13 protein-coding genes are annotated in these 17,622 nt (G+C 72.9%); 3 read left to right on the top strand and 10 right to left on the bottom strand.

The window, feature by feature from the left end; translation table 11 throughout:
- On the bottom strand, positions 1-276 hold a 276-nt coding region (locus ACWDN5_RS21040; protein ID WP_449677474.1), incomplete at its 3' end, for an IS110 family transposase.
- A gap of 265 nt (positions 277-541) precedes the next feature.
- Complete coding sequence (locus ACWDN5_RS21035) at positions 542-1,510, bottom strand: DMT family transporter (RefSeq protein WP_310967556.1); 969 nt, start codon at positions 1,508-1,510, stop codon at positions 542-544.
- 103 nt (positions 1,511-1,613) lie between these two features.
- On the opposite strand from ACWDN5_RS21035, the gene ACWDN5_RS21030 reads away from it, so the two are divergent.
- Positions 1,614-2,516, top strand: a complete 903-nt coding sequence (locus ACWDN5_RS21030; RefSeq protein WP_449677473.1) for a LysR family transcriptional regulator — start codon at positions 1,614-1,616, stop codon at positions 2,514-2,516.
- On the opposite strand, the gene ACWDN5_RS21025 is transcribed toward ACWDN5_RS21030, so the two are convergent.
- The 7 genes from ACWDN5_RS21025 to ACWDN5_RS20995 form a co-directional block, all read right to left on the bottom strand.
- Positions 2,513-3,622, bottom strand: coding sequence for a protein kinase domain-containing protein (locus ACWDN5_RS21025; protein WP_449677472.1), 1,110 nt, complete (start codon positions 3,620-3,622; stop codon positions 2,513-2,515). The two genes, ACWDN5_RS21030 and ACWDN5_RS21025, sit on opposite strands and share 4 nt — an antisense overlap.
- A gap of 16 nt (positions 3,623-3,638) precedes the next feature.
- A complete protein-coding gene (locus ACWDN5_RS21020) occupies positions 3,639-5,267 on the bottom strand; it encodes a serine/threonine-protein kinase (RefSeq protein ID WP_449677471.1) in 1,629 nt (542 codons plus the stop codon).
- Between the two features lie 215 nt (positions 5,268-5,482).
- Positions 5,483-6,337: a hypothetical protein gene (locus ACWDN5_RS21015; protein ID WP_449677470.1), complete on the bottom strand. Its 855-nt coding sequence runs from the start codon at positions 6,335-6,337 to the stop codon at positions 5,483-5,485.
- A 260-nt stretch (positions 6,338-6,597) separates the two neighbouring features.
- The gene (locus ACWDN5_RS21010; RefSeq protein WP_449677469.1) at positions 6,598-8,217 is read right to left on the bottom strand and encodes a hypothetical protein; all 1,620 of its coding nucleotides are present in this window, start codon (positions 8,215-8,217) and stop codon (positions 6,598-6,600) included.
- A 334-nt stretch (positions 8,218-8,551) separates the two neighbouring features.
- Positions 8,552-8,866, bottom strand: coding sequence for a hypothetical protein (locus ACWDN5_RS21005; protein WP_310967544.1), 315 nt, complete (start codon positions 8,864-8,866; stop codon positions 8,552-8,554).
- A 64-nt stretch (positions 8,867-8,930) separates the two neighbouring features.
- Positions 8,931-9,227, bottom strand: coding sequence for a chorismate mutase (locus ACWDN5_RS21000; protein ID WP_310967542.1), 297 nt, complete (start codon positions 9,225-9,227; stop codon positions 8,931-8,933).
- A 161-nt stretch (positions 9,228-9,388) separates the two neighbouring features.
- Positions 9,389-9,814 (bottom strand): DUF1707 SHOCT-like domain-containing protein, encoded by a 426-nt coding sequence (locus ACWDN5_RS20995; protein ID WP_449677468.1) that lies wholly within the window; start codon positions 9,812-9,814, stop codon positions 9,389-9,391.
- Between the two features lie 149 nt (positions 9,815-9,963).
- On the opposite strand from ACWDN5_RS20995, the gene pcrA reads away from it, so the two are divergent.
- Complete coding sequence (pcrA, locus tag ACWDN5_RS20990; RefSeq protein WP_449677467.1) at positions 9,964-12,378, top strand: DNA helicase PcrA; 2,415 nt, start codon at positions 9,964-9,966, stop codon at positions 12,376-12,378.
- 1,017 nt (positions 12,379-13,395) lie between these two features.
- Here the strand turns inward: pcrA and ACWDN5_RS20985 are convergent.
- Positions 13,396-14,076, bottom strand: coding sequence for a M23 family metallopeptidase (locus ACWDN5_RS20985; RefSeq protein WP_310967538.1), 681 nt, complete (start codon positions 14,074-14,076; stop codon positions 13,396-13,398).
- Between the two features lie 912 nt (positions 14,077-14,988).
- Between ACWDN5_RS20985 and ACWDN5_RS20980 the strand changes: the two genes are divergently transcribed.
- A complete protein-coding gene (locus tag ACWDN5_RS20980) occupies positions 14,989-17,244 on the top strand; it encodes a hypothetical protein (protein ID WP_449677466.1) in 2,256 nt (751 codons plus the stop codon).
- Positions 17,245-17,622 lie beyond the last annotated feature (378 nt).

Here is a 17,622-nt window from a genome sequence, read left to right as displayed (position 1 = left end):
GCCGTAACGGGCCCGCAGTGACCGGACTTGCCTGGCCGAGATGACCACGACCTCGAAGCCCGCGCGCAGCAGGTGCTCGACCACCGGCCCGTCACTCCGCTCGATCCCGACCCGGGCGACGCCGTGGCGGGACAACAGTGCGGTGATCGTGCTCAGCCCGGTGCGGGAGTGGGTGAGGGTGGCTTCGGCGATCCGGTGTCCGCCAGCATCGACGATGCACATTGCGTGGTGCTGCCAGGACCAGTCGATTCCGGCGAACGCGGGCGTAGCCTCCATGGTGTGCTCCTTTCCGTCAGCCCACGGAAATCAGCACTCCGGTCCGGGACGTGACGGTCGGTCGCTCACTGAGGCGCTCCAGGCCGGCAAGCCTGGGCGCAAAGCCCTATGGCCGATCTGCACGTCCCGGGCTGCCAGGCCCTGCAACTCTCAGCCAGGTCATCCCCATCGGGGTGACACCCTCAGCCCGGCAGTGACCCGGCAGACCCGGGGTGCAGACAAGACACATACGCCTGTCCACCCCCCAACGTCCACCAGTGAGGGGTCAGTCCGCCAGGGGAGCGAGCGGCCGCGACGCACGCCCGGTGGTGTCGTCACCAAGCTCATCAGCCTGGTCACCGGGCCCGGCCGCGACCACTCGCTCCGGCTTCTGCAGCCGCGTCAGCGCCACGCCGCCGAGCACGACCACCATCCCCGCGATCACCCGCAGGTGCAGCTGCTCGCCCAGGAACACCGCCCCGAGCAGCACCGAAACCACCGGCAACAGGTACCCGACGACCGAAGCCGCCACCGCGCCCTCGCTCGCCAGCAGCTGGTAGTTCAGCGCGAACGCGATCCCCGTCGAGCCGATGCCCAGCACCAGCACCGCCAGCAGCGGCCCCGTCGACACGTGCACCGGCGCGAACCCGCCCGCCGGCAGCGCGAGAACCAGCATCCCGCTGGCCAGGAGCATCTGCCCGGCCGAGATCGCGTACGGCGAAGACGTCGAGGAAGACAGGTACTTGCCCTCGTAGACGAACGCGAAGCCGTAGCTCGCCGCCGCCGCGAGGCACGCCAGGGCGCCCCAGCTCAACAGCCCCGACGCCTGCCACGGCGCGAAGATCAGCAGGATCCCGCCGAGACCCACGACCAGCCCGGCCAGCCGGGTCCCCGTCATCCGCGACGACGTCCCCATCAGCGGCGCCGCGAGCAGCACCCACAGCGGCGTCGTCGAGTTGAGGACGCCGGTGATGCCCGAATCGACCGTCGTCTCGCCGATCGCGAACAGCAGGAACGGCAGCGCGTTGTGGAAGAACGCCGCGACCGCCAGGTGGCCCCACGTCCGGCGGTCGCGCGGCAGCCGCGCCCGCTGCAGGCGGCACAGCACCAGCAGCATCGCGGCACCGAGCACCAGCCGCGCCAGCACCAGCTGCACCGGCGAGAACATCCCCAGCCCCAGCTTGATCCAGAAGAAGCTCGAGCCCCACATCAGCGCCAGCGCACCGATCCTGAGCAGGGTCTTCGTCTCGCCCACCCCAGTCCTCCTTCGACAGCCGAGGCCAGCTTCGCCCGGACCAGACGTAAGGACAAGCGAAATTAACTGCAGGAACACTTAAGCTGAGCTGTACGATCGGGGCATGCTCGACGTCCGCCGCATGCAGGTCCTCCGTGCCGTCATCACCAGCGGGTCGATCACGGCCGCGGCCCGCAACCTCGGCTACACGCCGTCCGCGATCAGCCAGCAGCTGTCCGCGCTGGAACGCGAAGCCGGCACCGAGCTGCTCGAACGCGTCGGCCGCGGCGTCCGCCCGACGGCCGCGGGCGCGCTGCTGTCCGAGCACGCCGAGACGCTGAGCGCCGAGCTCGCCAAGGCCGAAGCCGCGCTCACCGAGCTCAAGGAGGGCCGCACCGGGCGCGTGGCCATCCGCTACTTCGCCACCGCCGGCGCGTCGCTCGTCCCGCCCGCCATCGCCGCGGTCCGCCGCGAGCACCCCGGGGTGCGCCTCGACCTCAAGCTGGTCGAGCTCGACGACCCGATCCTCGACGTCGAATCCGGCGACGCGGACGTGGCGATCACCGTCTTCCCCCGCAAGACCCCGCCCGCCAAGGGCATCGAGCTGGTGCACCTGCTCGACGACCCGTACCGGGCCGTGCTCCCGAAGGCCCACCCGCTCGCCCGCAAGCGCGTGCTGGACCTCACCGAGTTCGCCGAGGAGCCCTGGGTCGGCGTCGACGGCCTGCCCGGCATCTGCCGCGACATCCTGCAGGGCGCCTGCGCGTCCGCCGGCTTCGCGCCGAACATCGTGGTCGAGTCCGAGGACTACCAGACGGCGCAGGGGTTCGTCGCCGCCGGCATCGGCGTCGGCCTGATCCCCGAGCTGGGGCTCGGCGCGCAGCACCCGGGCGTGGTCGTCCGCCGGATCCGCAACCCCGAACCAGTCCGCGCGATCCACGCCGCGGTCGCTTCGCGGGCCTCGGGCCACCCGGCCGTCCGCACGCTGCTGGCCGCCATGCGCGCGGCGACCGCCAAGGTGGCCTAGACGAAGAACAGCTCGGTGACGAGGATGCCGACCAGCACCGCGGCGAGGATCGCGGCCACGGTGACCAGCGTCTTCTTCGACACCGGCAGGTTCCACGCCGGGGCCTGGGCCTGCTGGGGGCCACCCGGCACCGGCCGCGGCGCGTACTGCGTCGGCGGCGGCGCCACCGGCTGCATCCGCTGGGTCTCCTCCGCCCCGGCGTAGTGCGGCGCGGACACCGGCATCGGCTGCTGGAACTGCGGCCCCGACGGCGGCATCGGCGGCCCCGCGGCCGCCAGACCCGGGTTGAAGGGCGGCGGCGGGGGCGGGGGCGGCTGCATCCCGGGCGCGGTCGGCGGGATGAACGCCGTTTCGCGGCCTTCGGTGATCGCCTTCAGCGAGTGGACGGTGTCGGCCATCGTCGGCCGCGTGTCCGGGTCCAGGCGCAGCATCTTGCGCAGCGCTTCGGTCAGGACACCGGAGTTCTGCGGTGGGCGTTCGGACGACTGGCCGTCGTCCCCGAACGGTGGCACACCTTCGACGGCGGTGTAGAGCGTCGCGCCGAGGGAGAAGACGTCCGCCGCCGGCGTGCCCGGCAGCCCGCGCGCGACCTCGGGCGCCACGTACGCCGCGTGCGGCCCGCCGCCGCTGATGCCGATGTCGGTGAGCTTGACGCCGCCGTCATCGGCCAGCAGCACGGTGCCCGGCTCGAGGGTGCGATGCACGAACCCGGCGCCGTGGATGGCCGCGAGGGCGTTGCCGAGCTGGATGCCCAGCTGCGCCGCCTGGTCGGGGGTGAGCCGGCCGTGCTCGGCGAGGAACGTCGCCATGCTGCGCGACGGGATGTACTCCATCACCAGCCAGACGTCCTGGCCGTCCGGCAGCACGTCGAACACCTTGATCGCGCACGGGTGCTCGATCCGGGCGGCGTCCTTGCCTTCCTGCATGGCGGCGGCGCGCGCCTGCTCGGCGCGTTCGCCCGCGCCGACCGGCAGGTACATCCGCTTCATCGCGACGGTGCGGAACAGCCGCGTGTCGAACGCCAGCCACACGATGCCGGCGCGGCCGCGGCCGATCGGCTGGTCCAGCCGGAACCGGCCGCCGACGATGGTGCCTTCGGAACTCAACACATACCTCGGGCTGTCAGTTGTTACCGGTCGCGGGAGTCGATTCCGGCGGGGACGACGGCGGCGAGCTACTGGCAGACGTTTCGCTCGGCGTCGTCGTCTTCGGCGTCGTCGACTTTGGGGTGGTGGTCGCCGGTTCGGTGTTCCGCGACGTCGTGGCCTTCTTCGACGACGAGGTCGACTCGGTCACCGGAGGCGGCACGTCGGCCGTGCTGACCTCGTCGGTCGAGGTCGGTGTCGGCGTCTCCGAAGTCGCGACCGGCGACGGCTTGCTGCTGGACACCGGCGCGGCCGGTGCCTCCGGGTTGTTCGGGCTCAGCAGCCAGACGACGAGCGCGACCAGGCCCACGACCACGACACCGCCGATGATCGCCGGGCGCTTCCAGGCGCCGGGCTTGCCCTCGTCGTCGTCGACCGGGCTCATCTGCGGACGGGACCGGACCGGGGGCGGCGGGGGCTCGTCGTCGTAATCGTCGTAGTCGTCCTCGTACCCGCCCTGCTCGTGCGGCGGCACGGGGACGGCGCGGGTGGCGGCCAGGCCGGGCGGGACGCCCCCGGCCGCGCGGTGGTCGTCCTCGTAGTGGTCGTACCCGTCGTAGTCGTCCTCCGGGTAACCGGTGGCCTCCGGGTAGTCGTCCTCGTCGTAGAACGGGACGGCCTGCGTCGGCGCCCCACCGCCGCCGCCGAGCAGCGTGCCCGAGTGCCCCGCGGGGATCTCGTCGAACATCTGCGTCGCGTTCGGGTCGGCGGCGACTGCCGCCCCGAGGACGCCGGCGGACGGCGCCATCATGGTCTCGTCGGCCGGGCCGCCGAGCGGCGTCTCGCCGCGGGCGACGGCCGCGAGCAGCTCCTCGCACTCCTCGGCGGTCGGCCGGTGCTCGATCTCCGGGTGCAGCAGCACGGCCAGCACGCTGGCCAGCGGCCCGGACTGGCGCGGCGGGTTGATCTGCCCGGCCGCGACGGCGTGCAGCAGGCTCAGCGTGTTCTCGGACAGCCCGAACGGCGGCTGGCCCTCGCACGCCGCGTAGAGCGTCGAGCCGAGGGAGAAGACGTCGGACTCCGGCCCCGGCTCGCCGCCGATGGCGACCTCGGGGGCCAGGTAGGCGGGGGTGCCGGCGATCATCCCGGTCTTGGTGACCGTGACGTCGTCCTTGGCGCGGGAGATGCCGAAGTCGGTGATCTTCACGACGCCGTTGCCGCCGAGCAGGATGTTGCCCGGCTTGATGTCGCGGTGCACGATGCCGACCGCGTGCGCCTCGCGCAGCGCCGCGGCGACCTGGGCGCCGATGCGCGCCACCTCGGTCGGCGGCAGCGTGCGGCGCTCCTGCAGCACGGCGGCCAGGCTGGTGGAGTTGAGGTACTCCATGATCAGGCACGGCTGCCCGTTGTCGTCGGTGACGACGTCGAACACGGAGATCGCGTTGGGGTGGTGCAGCCGGGCCGCGATCCGGCCCTCGCGCATCGTCCGCTGGCGGGCGTCCTCGGCGTCGTGCTGGTCCAGGTGCGGCTGGAGCAGGAGCTGCTTGATGGCCACGGTGCGGCCCAGGACCTCGTCGTGCGCCTGCCAGACGGCCCCCATCGCGCCCGTGCCGATCCGGCCGACGATGCGGTATCGATCGGCGACCAGACGACCCTCGTCGCTCACGCGACCTCCCTTTGGGCTCCGGCTTCACCAGGGCGTGCGGATCGGTGCCTGGTGACGCGGCCACGAGCACGCCGCTTCGCTGGAGCGTATGCACATGTCGTGGGCTCTGAGCCGGTTTTTCCGAGACCGGCCCGTGACAAGGCTAGGCGCTCACTCTGCGCACACGAATCCGGCACGGGCACTTGAACCAGGGGTGAAGGGGTGATCGCCGTGGGCTACATGTACTGGGCCGAGACCAGCTCGGCTTCGGTGATCAGCCCGCCGGTGTCAGCCACCCGGAACAACTGGGTGACGCGCACCAGGGCGCCGTCCGGCCGGTGCAGCGTCGCGACCGCGAGGATCGAGCCGTCCGGCTGCATCTGCGTGTCGGCTTCCTGGACGTCGATGGCGTCCATCGCGCTCCAGGTGCGGACCAGCTCGCCGGCCGTGCCGTCGACCAGCGCCGGGCTCAGCAGCGCCAACGCGCCGGAGGGGTCGCGGGCGATCGCGGCGTAGAAGTCCTTGACGGCCTGGATCTTGCGGCTGGCGCTGCGCGCGTCGGCGGCCTTGTCCGGGACCGGGTCGGCCGCGGCCGGCGTGGGCTGGCTGCGCGGGGTGCCGTTCGCCGGCCGGGCGGACGGGGTGTCCTCGGCCTGCGACGTCGCCGGGCTGTGCCGCTCCGGCGCGCTGCCGCCGGCCTGGTGCTGCGGGACGGCGAGGCCGCCGAGCTCCGCGGCGCCGGTGAACCCGGCGGGCGTGGACTGCCCGCCGGACGGGGCGGCGGCGCGGTGCGAACTGGTCAGCATCGGCGCGGCGACCACGGCACCGGCGACGAGCGCGCCCGCGGCGACCAGCCCGGTCAACTTCGCGCGGCGCGCGAACCGGCTTTCCGGCTCGCCGGCCTCTTCGGCCTGCTCCGGCTCGCGGACCGGCTCGGTCCGGGCGGGCAGGAACCGCTGCGGGTCGCGGAAGACCTGCTCCAGGTGGTCGCGGTCGGCGTCGGCGACACCGTCCAGGATGTCGGCCGGGATGACGTCCTCGACGCGGACGGCGTGGGGTGACTCACGCCGTGTGCGCTGCCGATCAAGCACGAAAGTCCTCGCTCTGGGTTCCGGGGACGGGCACTCGGCCGTTCGGCCGGGGTCCCGTTGGTCCGGTCGGCCGACTCGTGGCCGGTTTCCGGATTCGTTGTCGTCAGGTAACCCTGTGCGGACGGCGACCACCAGGCTCTGTCGCCGGAATGCCGTCGCGATACGACGAGCGGCAGCTTATGTCACCCACCCGGACCAGGCATAACCGCTCGGCGCACCGCACGTGCATCGGAACGGGCGAACCGCACGTGCAGGTCCGGCTACTGGCCGTCAGCGGTGATCTTGTCGCCGTCGCCGAAGGTCAGCATGCGTTCCTCGACCGTCTTGGTCCCGTCGGTGTGGGTGACTTCGACGGTGTTCACGGTGACGCCGCGCTGCTGGTCGATGCTGACCTTCTTGACTTCGAAGTAGGCGATGCCGGCGTAGCGGTCGGCGAGTGCCTGCGGCCCCTGGTCGTGCAGCCGTCCGGTGGTCACCGACGACGCCGCGGCCGGGTCGGTGGTGACGGTGTTGAAGAACTTCTCCGAGTTGTCCCCCATGGTCTGGGCGTCCGGCGGGAAGGAGTACCACCACGGCGGCTTGACCGGCGTCTCGCGCTGGGCGGGCGTGACCGGCGGCTTCCGCGGCGCCGCGCTCGGGACGGCGGGGCCGGTGGTCGAGGTGCCGGGGGAGGCGGCGCCGGTGTCGGCCGGGGCAGTGGCGTCGTCGACCGGCCCGCCACCCCCGCCACTCTGGGCCTTCCCGCTTTCCGGCGGCGCGGCGCTCTCCGGCCCGGCCCCGGAGCCGCCCTGCGTGGGCGGCCGGTGTTCCCCGGTGGGATCGGCGATCGTCGGCACGCCCTGGTAGCCGGGCCAGGCGCCCTGCACGGCCTGGTCCACCGGCGGCTTCCCGACCAGGAAGGACCCGGCGCACAGCAGCCCGACGACCACGGCACCGGACGCGCCGGTGGCGAACCAGGCCGCCTTCCGCCAGGTCTTGGGTGGCGTCACGGAGGCGGGCACGGACCCGATGGTGAAGCCGCCGAGGCCGTCGATGGGAGGAGCGGAGTAGACGCGGACGTCGTCTTCGTCGAGGTCGACGCACCGGGGAGCGGGGGCGGCCAGCGAGACGCGCGTCCGCCGGGCGACCTGCTCGGCATGGGTCTCGGCGACCGGCGTTTCGTCCGGCTCGCTGTCTTCGTCGCCGATCGGGAGACTCCCGTGCGCGGCCGGGAAGAGCGGAGCGGCGGGCCGCCGGTCACGCGGCTGCGGAAGGGGGAGCAGCCCGGAAACGGGCGCATCCGGTTCGGCGCTCACGCCCCGAAAAGGGCGGCTGTCCACCTCCGGCCCGGCCAGCCGGCCGGAGAAGCCGGAGATCTCGGCGGGGTATTGGTGACAACGGCCATCCGACGGCCCACCGTGAGGTTGGTGCGGCAAGGCATAGGCCTCGCCGGGCCCGTATGAGAAGCCGGGCTGCGGCGACCCGTAGGCCGCGCTGTCGTGGGTCTCGTCGGGCCCGTATCGGAAGCCGGGCTGCGGCGACCCGTAGGCCGCGCTGTCGTGGGTCTCGTCGGGCCCGTATCGGAGGCCGGGCTGCGGCGACCCGTAGGCCGCGCTGTCGTGGGTCTCGTCGGGCCCGTATCGGAGGCCGGGCTGCGGCAACCCGTTGGCCCCGCTGTCGTGTGTCTCGCCGGGCCCGTACCGAAGGCCGGGCTGCGGCAACCCGTAGCCACCACCCTCCGGCGCGTGCCGCAACCCCGGCTCCGGCGCACCGGCCGCGTGGTGCCGCACCGGGCGGTGCTGCGGCAACGGCGGCGTCCAGCTCTCCGCGCCGCCGCGCCGGTGCCGCCCGGGATGAGCGGGCGCCGCACCGCGTCCGTGGAACTCCGTGCCTTGGCTCATGTGGGCTCGACCACCCGGCGGTGCGGTCCTGACGCCATCCGGCGGCACGACGACCCGATCGGAGCACCCTCACGCGCGGAATCCCGTTCGGAATACTGCGCAAATGCACGCGCACGCGACAGCGGGCGCGCGGGGCCACTGCCCCCGCGCGTCCCCCGGGCATCGCCCGACCCAGACGCAAGGGTCCTCACAACGTCAACCCTAGGAGCATCCGGTGGAGAAAGTCGCCCCCAAACCTGCAAGTTGCAGAGGTTTCACTCGGTCGGGCGCGACCGAACGGGCGATGGTGACGCTGCGAAGTTTCACGCAGCGCCATCGCCCCTGATCAGGGCTTTCAGCCTCCCGTGCGGTAACGGTCCCGCGTGGACTGCAGCGCCTTCGTCGCCACCACACCGCTACCCGCGGCGACGATGATCGCGAAGACGTCCAGCGTCGGTCCCCCGGCCGTGAGCAACCAGGCGAACAGCGAGGCCGCGGTGGTACCGCCGGCAACAGCCCACCTGCTCTTGACGTACTGCGCGACCGGAGTGCCCCCGGCCCGCTTGCCCGCCGCGTTGTTGAGCAACGCCAAATACCCCACATGGCCCAGCGCGGCCAGCACGCTCGCGAGCGCGACGATGACGGCGATGAGGTTCACGAGCCAGTCCATGGCTCCAGTCTGCCCGCACGGGGGCCGCCGGTGCCTCGGGGAAGTCCCCGAATTCGGGCAACCGTTACCGGCCGAGCCGCCCGCGGCCCAGGTTCAGCAGCGCCATGGCCAGCTGCCGGCCGTCCGGGCCGAGCTCGCGGTAGCGCGCGAGCACGTCCATCTCGCGGTTGTAGACGATGCGCGTGCCGCCCGCGGCCATCCGCGCGGCCCCGATCGTCTTGGACACCTCGACCCGGCGTTTGACCAGCCGCAGGATCTCCTTGTCCAGGTGGTCGATCTCCTGCCGGAGCGCCGCGATGTCGTCGCCCGCGGGGGTGTGTTCGGCGGGCTGGCCGTCGGCGTTCGTCGCGTGTGCGTTCATCGGGACCTCTTCCTCGAGACCCGGACCCGGCCCCGAGACGGCGACAGCCCCGGGGTCCGTGGACTCCGGGGCTGGCGTGATGGCGGTTCGGGCACTACGCGATCACAGGAGCCGGAGTCCGGGTCCCGTAAAAAAATCGCTCCGCGTGGTGCCGCATGAGATCAGTATGGCACAGCGGTGTGCAGCCGCTCCCGCACCGAGCGCACCCGGGCGTGCACCAGGAGGCTCAGCCCGAGCCAGAAGAGCGGGAAGGCCGGCCAGAAGAACCCGGCGCCCAGCACGACCCAGCGGATGAGCACCAGCGCGGCGATCGCGGCGACGACGGCGGCGTGGACGCGCAGCGCGGGGTGCCGCCGCAGCGCGGCCCGGCTCAACGGGAAACCGGGCGACGGCGGCGCCGGCCGCGGCAGGTCGGCGGTCAGCGCGGCGAGTTCGTCGGTGAACCGCGCGGCGTAGACGCGGCTGAGGCGCTCTTCGACCTCGTCGAGGGTGAGCCGGCCCTCGGAGCCGGCGGTCTGGACGGTGGTGGCGACGCGTTCGCGATCGGCGTCGGCGGCCCGGATCCGGGCGGAGCTGGTGTCTTCCATGTCCACCGATGCTCCGCGCGCGGGGGCCGCCGCGCGTCGGACGCCGGGCGACATCCGGCGGTACGCCCGCCGCCGTACGGGAACCGCGCCCGGACACACCCGACGACTTTGCCGGGCCGGCACCCACCCGGGGTAGCGTGGACGCCACGATGGACACCCTCTTCGATCTCCCCGCCGCGACCCCTGTGCGCAAGCCCGCCGCCGGCGGGCAGGCCGAGCTGCTCGACGACCTCAACCCCGCCCAGCGCGAAGCCGTCACCCACGCCGGTGGCCCGCTGCTGGTGGTGGCGGGTGCCGGATCGGGCAAGACCCGGGTGCTGACCCGCCGGATCGCGTACCTGCTCGGGCAGCGCCGCGTGCACCCCGGCGAAATCATGGCGATCACGTTCACCAACAAGGCCGCCGCCGAGATGCGCGAGCGCGTTGCCGCCCTCGTCGGGCGCCGCGCGAACGCCATGTGGGTGTCGACGTTCCACTCGATGTGCGTCCGGATCCTGCGCCGTGAAGCCAAAACGCTGGACATGTCGTCGAGCTTCTCCATCTACGACTCCGACGACACCAAGCGGCTGATCACCCTGGTGGCCCGGGACCTCGACATCGACCCGAAGCGCTACGCCGCCCGCACGCTCGCGGTGCACATCTCGAACCTGAAGAACGAGCTCACCGACCCGGAGACCGCGGCGGCGAACGCGGGCAACGACCTCGAGCGCCGCGTCGCCGAGGTCTACGGCGAGTACCAGCGGCGGCTCAACCAGGCCAACGCCTTCGACTTCGACGACCTGATCATGCGCACGGTCTCGCTGCTGCAGGCGTTCCCGGACGTCGCCGAGTACTACCGGCGGCGCTTCCGCCACGTGCTGGTCGACGAGTACCAGGACACGAACCACGCGCAGTACACGCTGGTCCGCGAGCTGGCCGGGACGGCGCCGAACGAAGCCGGTGTCGAGCCGGCCGAGCTGGTCGTCGTCGGTGACGCGGACCAGTCGATCTACGCTTTCCGCGGCGCGACGATCCGGAACATCGAGGAGTTCGAGCGGGACTTCCCGAACGCGCACACCATCCTGCTGGAGCAGAACTACCGCTCCACGCAGACGATCCTGTCCGCGGCCAACGCCGTCATCGAGCGGAACCCGAACCGCCGCGCCAAGCGGCTGTGGACGGATTCGGGCGATGGCGAGAAGATCGTCGGCTACGTCGCGGACAACGACCACGACGAAGCCGCGTTCGTCGCGGGCGAAATCGACGCGCTGGCGGAGAAGGGCGAAGCCGACTACTCCGACGTCGCCGTCTTCTACCGCACCAACAACCAGTCCCGCGTCTTCGAAGAGATCTTCATCCGGCTCGGCCTGCCGTACAAGGTCGTCGGCGGCGTGCGGTTCTACGAGCGGCGCGAAGTCCGCGACATGATCGCCTACCTGCGCGTGCTGGCGAACCCGGAGGACACGGTCAGCCTGCGGCGCGTGCTGAACGTGCCCAAGCGCGGCATCGGCGACCGCGCCGAAGCCGTCGTGGCGACGCACGCCGAGCGCGAGCGGATCTCCTTCGCGCAGGCGCTGCGGGACGCGACCGAAGGCAGGGTGCCGCTGCTGAACCCGCGCTCGGTCAAGGCGATCGGCGGCTTCGTCGCGATGCTCGACGAGCTGGGGACGCTGGTTTCCGAAGGCGCCGAGGTGCACGACGTCCTGGAAGCCGTGCTGGACAAGACCGGCTACCGCGTCGAGCTCGAGGAGTCGGAAGACCCGCAGGACCACACGCGGGTGGAGAACCTGGACGAGCTCGTCACCGTGGCCCGGGAGTTCACCGAGATCACCGCCGAGGTGGTCGCGGACGAGAACGCCGAGCTGGTCGTCGAGGAAGGCGTTCCGGCGCCGGGCTCGCTGCCGGCGTTCCTCGAGCGCGTGTCGCTGGTCGCGGACGCGGATTCGGTGCCCTCGCCCGACGGCGGCGAGGAGGGCGACGGCGGCGCGGGCGTGGTCACGCTGATGACCGTGCACACCGCGAAGGGCCTGGAGTACCCGGTGGTGTTCTGCACCGGCTGGGAGGACGGCGTCTTCCCGCACATGCGCGCGCTGGGCGACCCGACGGAGCTGGCCGAGGAACGGCGGCTCGCGTACGTCGCGATCACGCGGGCCAGGAAGCGGCTGTACGTCTCGCGCGCGATCACGCGCTCGGCGTGGGGCCAGCCGTCGATGAACCCGGCGTCGCGGTTCCTCGACGAGCTGCCGCCGGACCTGGTCGACTGGCGGCGGCTGGAGCCGTCGAGCAGCGGCTTCGGCTCGTTCGGTTCCGGTTCCCGCGGCACCCCGCGGGCGGCGACCACCTGGGGCGGCCGGCGGTCTTCGTCGCCGTCTTCGTCGGGAACGCCGTCGTTCGGCAAGGGCTGGAAGGACACGGTGGCGCTGAAGCTGGACGTCGGCGACCGGGTGAGCCACGACAAGTACGGCCTCGGCACGGTGATCTCCTGCGACGGCGTGGGCCCGCGCGCGACGGCCACGATCGACTTCGGCCAGGCGGGCAAGGTCCGCCTGATGCTCATCGGCAGTGTCCCGATGGTGAAGCTCTAGCCCGGCCGCCACTCGTCCGAGTGAATCCGGCGGCGATCTCCCCGATCGCCGCCGGAATCGTCGTACCCGCCCGGTACAACTGACCCCGTCATCGAACAAAGGTTCGACGGAGGGGGTAGTGTGGTGTGGACGCGGTGCTGTTTGGGCTTCTGGCCGAAGGGGTACAGAAATACCTGCGAGGAGTCCTGGGGTCGACGGTTCCGGATCGGGGTCGGGAGCCTTCGGGGGCTTCAGGAAATCCTTCGCCTGCGGGAGCGGAGGCGTGCCGGCTGGCCGCCGCCTGGCGAGCGTTGCTCAGGCAACACGAGCTCGGCGCGGACGGGCGTTGTGTCACCTGCGGCCGGGGACGCCGCTGGACGACCAGGGCCCGGAGTGCCGCGCGTGTCCGCTCCGCGGGGGGCGCACGGGGAGCTGTGCCCTGGGGTTGGTTGCCGGTCCGCCGCCCGGCGGAGCTGTGCACGGTGTGGCAGATCGCGGTGGCGTACTTCATCCGCCGTTCACCGGGCGGACAGCGGTAGGTCGTTTCGGGCGCTGAGGCGCCTGTGGGCGGCGGTTGACGGCCCCGGAGTGGTTCGGGTCGCCCGACTGCTCTCGGCTCGATCTGGGGCGTTTCCGGTGATCCGTGTGATCGGCAGCGGCTTCCGCGCGGCTCGTGCCCGCGGGGATGCGATCTCGCCGGAACCGCTTGCCGCGGCCCGCACTCGCGGAAATGTGCACTCGCCGGAACCGCTTGGTGCGGCCCGTGTTTGCGGCGAAGCGCCCTCGCCGAACCAGCGCGATGCCATCCGGCGTTCATCCGCTGACCAAGACTTACCCGATCCGGGTGTTTGTGTTTGGCCCTCAGCGGTGAACCTTGATCTCGTGACCGGTTCCAGCACCCGAGCGGCTCGGCGGAGCGCGTGCCTGCAGCGCCCTGCGCCGGGTGTGCCCGCCTGCGCTGTCCCGGCCGGAGCGGACGCTCGCTCTACGGCCGGGGTCCCGCTGCTGGTGCCTGCTCCCGCGGAGGGAGCGAACGGATCAGAGAACGATGCCGCGCGCGGCCAGCCAGGGCCGGGGGTCGATCTTCTTGGTGCCGTTCTGCCACACCTCGAAGTGCAGGTGCGGGCCGGTGCTCTGGCCGCGGTTGCCGATCTCGGCGATCTGCTGGCCGCACTTGACCTTCTGCCCCTCCTTGACGGAGAAGCTGTTCATGTGGCCGTAGACCTGGATCGTGCCGTCGTCGAGCTGGATCCGCACCCAGAGGCCGAAACCACTGGCCGGACCGGCCTCGATCACGGTGCCGTCCGAGGCGGCGTAGATCGGGGTGCCGATCGAGTTGGCGATGTCGATGCCGAGGTGGCTCGTGCCCCACCGGGCACCGAAGCCCGAGGTGAAGGTGCCGTGCGCGGGCAGGCAGGTCTTCGGGCGAGCGGCTTCTTCGGCGGCCTTCTTGGCGGCGTCGGCTTCGCGCTGCTCGCGGGCCTGCGTGACAGAAGCGCTGTCAGCGAGCTTCGCGGCTTCGGCGGAGGCGTCGACGGCGTGGCCGGTCGGCAGGAGTTCCGGGGCGCCCCCGGAGCCCGCACCTCCCGCGGTCAGCGAAGCGCTGGCGTCCTGGCTGTTGGCCAGGGGGGTGACGGCGGTGTTCGAGTCGGTGACTGTCTTGAGGGTCGAGCCCGCAGCAGCGGCGGCGAACGCACCAGCCGCAACAGCGGCAACCACGACACGGCCGCGAAGGGCCGAAGAGGGCGGGGCGATGCGGTGCGCACCCCGGACACGGACGACCGCGCCTTCGAGCGCGTCCTTCAGTGCCGGGGAAGGAGCTTGGCCGCCGGGGGAGCGGTGTGAAGCCAAGACAGGGCCTTCCATCGTCGGGGAGCCGGGTCGAGGACTGCGGGCGGGGGAACCCGGTGAGCCAACCTCGGGGGTGGTTTGCTCGGCGTCCTACTTCGTGACCTGACTGTAATGGGGACCCCGGGACAGTAACGAAGGGGTACCGCTGTCGGCAAGACGTGCCCCCGCTGTCGGCCGATCGGGTGGAACCGCCACGCCGCTCACCTGTGGAAATCACCCAAAGTTAGAGGGGGTTTACGGCGTTCGGTGTGACTTGCCTTACAGGCGGAAAGGGTGGTGAAGACCCGCCAGAGGGCGCAACGGGGTCTCGGAAGCCCCCGAAGCCCGGAATAACGAATTGCGACGCGGGGTTGAAGCACCTTCGACGACTCGCGCCCGCCAACGGGTCCGCCGCGGTCCGAACTTGCTAGCGTCGCGGGCAATATGCCCCCACGCGCAGAGCCCCCCACCGGAAGCACCCCAGGCCCCCGCCAGAACCCCGCGGCGCGAGGCACGGGCGAAGCGGCCCAGAGCCCGCCCGACACCGGTCCAGCCGAGCCGAACCCGGACGCCGAAGCCCGGAGCACCCCGGAGCCGGACGCGCCCACACGGCCCGTCCCCGCCGCGGCCGGCGTACCGGGCGAACCCGAAAAACCCGCTGCTCAAGCGGCTGGCCAGGCCGACTCCGACCCACCCACGCGGCCGGTGCCGGCAGCCGGAGGGGTGTCCAGTGCACCAGAAAAGTCCGCCGAATCCGACGCGCCGACGAGCCCCGTCCCCGCCGCGGCACGTATACCCGGCGTGCCCCAAAAATCCCCCACGTCTCCGCACGACTCCGCCAAGCCCGCCTCGCCCCCTGCCGAGGCCGGAAACCCCGCGCGCTCCGCCTCCGGCAAAGCCACCGCCGGCGAGTCCCCCGCCGGGGCCGGAATCCCTGCGCACCCAACCCCCGGCAAAGCCGCCGCCGGCGAGCCCGCCGCCGGCGCCGGAAAGCCCGCGCGCTCCGCCTCCGGCAAAGCCGCAGCCGCCGGGGCCGGATTCCCTGCGCACCCAACCCCCGGCAAAGCCGCAGCCGGCGAGCCCGCCGCCGGGGCCGGAATTCCCGCGCGCTCCGCCTCCGGCGAAGCCGTAGCTGGCGAGCCCGCCGCGAGGGCCGGCCGAGCCGGAAGTCCCACGCGCCCAGCCACCGGCGAAGCCGCAGCCGACGAGCCCGCCGCCCGGGCCGGCCGAGCCGGAAGCCCCACGCGCCCAACCACCAGCGAAGCCGCAGCCGGTGAGCCCGCCGCCCGGGCCACCGAGGCCGGAAACCCCGCCCACCCAACCCCCGGCGAGCCCGCCGATCCCTGGGCCGACGAAACCCACCCCTCCACCGCCCTGAAAACCGCCCTCACCCTGGCCGCACTCGGGGCCGCCGCCCTCACCGCCGCCGCGTTCGTCCCCGTCTCGCCCGCCGCCGCTCCCGGGTTCACCAGTTGGCCGTGGCTCGCCCTCCTCGCCATCGCCCCCGCGGCCGCCGCCGTCTGGTTCGCCACCAGGAACAAGCCCGGCATAGGCGGCGGCCTCGTCCTCGGCCTGGCCGCCCTCGCCCCCGGCCGGCTCGTCCTCGACCTCCAGTTCGCCGTCAACGGCCCCCTCACCATCCGGCCCGAGCTCTACCTGCCCGACCGGTTCCTCGGCAGCTCCGCCGTCGGCGCCGGGTTCTGGCTGCTCGTCGCCGGGCACCTCCTGACCGCGGCCGCCGGTGTGGTTGCCTGGCGGGCCCTCCGGAACCACGACGAACCCGAACGACGGCGCTGGCGGCTGTTCGTCCCGCTGCTCGCCGTTGTCGCCGGAGCCGGGCTGCTCACTGCGCCCGTCCACTCCGACAACGGTTTCCTGCTCGCCCGCGCCGCCTTCGAAGGCCCCTGGCCCGCCCTCGGCGGCTACCTCCTCCTCGCCGCCGCCCTGCCGCTGGCCGCCGCGCTCGCTCTCGCCGCTCCGGCCGAGCAGGTCGCCCGGGGTGCGCTCGGCGGGCTCGCCGCCGGTGCCTTCGCCGTCGCCGCGCCGCCGGTTCTCGCCGGGCTCTTCCGCGCCGACCTGCACGTCACCTGGGGCCCCGCCCTCGCCCTCGTCGCGACGGCGGTCATCGCCGGCCTCGCGGGCACGCGGCTCACCGAAAGCACCAAGAAGGCCGAGACCGGCGACGCCAAGCTCCCCGGCCTCTTCTGGTGGCGGCTCACCACCGGCGTCCTCGGCCTCGCCACCGCGATCGCCGCGCTGATCGGCGGCTTCGCCCCGCAGGTCGCCGTCACGGCGCTGAACCCGGGCGCCATCACGCCGGTCAGCGCCGCCGCCGACAGTCCCGCGCGCTGGTTCCTGCTGGTCGCGGCGCTCGTGCTCGCCGTTCCCGCGGCCGGCGTGCTCGTCCCGAAGACCGCCGCCATCGCGCGGCCGGTGCTCGGGGTCGCCTGGGCCGGAATCGTCCTGGCCGGCACGGCCGTCCTCAACACGGCTCTGACCGCCACCCAGGCCGGCAACCTCGCCGGCTTCGGGGGCACGGCCGCGCCCGTCTTCACCTACGACCTCGGCGCCGGCGCCGCCTGGACGTTCGCCGCGCTCGTCCTCGCCGCCCTGGCCGCACTCGCCGCCGCGGGAACCGGAGTCGTCGAACGCGAAGACGCGGGGCAAGGAACAAGCCATAGCAACGTCCTAACGCCGGTGGCAGCCGGCGCGATCCTGGCGGTCGCGGCGTTCGGACTGCCGGTCTTCGCCGTCCCCGGCTACGTCGCCGCGGGCTTGTGGTCCAACCTCGACACGCCATCGTGGGGACTACTGACGGCGGCCGTGGTGGTCGTCGGCGCCGCCGCGCTGGCAACGCGATCCCGGCCGAAACCCGCGGCCGCCCTGCTGGCGGGAGCGGCCTTGCTCACCGCGCTGCACGCCGCAGAGTTGCCGCTAGTCGGCGGCGCACTGGGTGGCGCCAGCCCGGCCACCGGCTTCTGGGTCGCGCTGGCCGCAACGGCCGCGCTCCTGCTCGCCGCCGTCATGGCCGCAGCCGGGGACCGCCGTGCACGCTGACGGGCTGGAGGCCACCAGCGCCCGGCCCCCAGCCGACGCCGCCCACCCGGACCCGCGGCCGCGCGACTCCATCCACCCGCACCCGCCGCCGGGCGACGCCGCTCACCCCCACCGACCGCCGAGCGACGCCACACCCCCCAACCAGCCACCCACCCACACCGCACCCCGCGCACGTCTCCGCGTCCTCCTCGTGGAGTTCGCCCGCCCCGACCCGGCAGCCATCACGCTCGCGCGCACCCTCCGCGACGAAGGCATGGAAGTCATCCACGCCGGCCCCCTGGACACCCTCGAGCAACTCCGCGCCACCGCCGACCAAGAGGACCCGGACGCCGTCGGCGTGCTCGGCGCGGGACCTCCGCCCGGGCTCGCCGAGGCCTT

The organism is Amycolatopsis sp. NPDC003731, assembly GCF_053586895.1.
The sequence above is the reverse complement of the archived record's forward strand: the minus strand, read 5'-3'. Positions and strand labels throughout refer to the sequence as shown.

Bases quoted from the DNA above. Each gene is read 5' to 3' on its own strand.
- ACWDN5_RS21000 (WP_310967542.1), bottom strand. From the start codon at position 9,227: ATGAACGCACACGCGACGAACGCCGACGGCCAGCCCGCCGAACACACC.
- ACWDN5_RS21030 (WP_449677473.1), top strand. From the start codon at position 1,614: ATGCTCGACGTCCGCCGCATGCAGGTCCTCCGTGCCGTCATCACCAGC.
- ACWDN5_RS21010 (WP_449677469.1), bottom strand. From the start codon at position 8,217: ATGAGCCAAGGCACGGAGTTCCACGGACGCGGTGCGGCGCCCGCTCAT.
- pcrA (WP_449677467.1), top strand. From the start codon at position 9,964: ATGGACACCCTCTTCGATCTCCCCGCCGCGACCCCTGTGCGCAAGCCC.
- ACWDN5_RS21005 (WP_310967544.1), bottom strand. From the start codon at position 8,866: ATGGACTGGCTCGTGAACCTCATCGCCGTCATCGTCGCGCTCGCGAGC.
- ACWDN5_RS20995 (WP_449677468.1), bottom strand. From the start codon at position 9,814: ATGGAAGACACCAGCTCCGCCCGGATCCGGGCCGCCGACGCCGATCGC.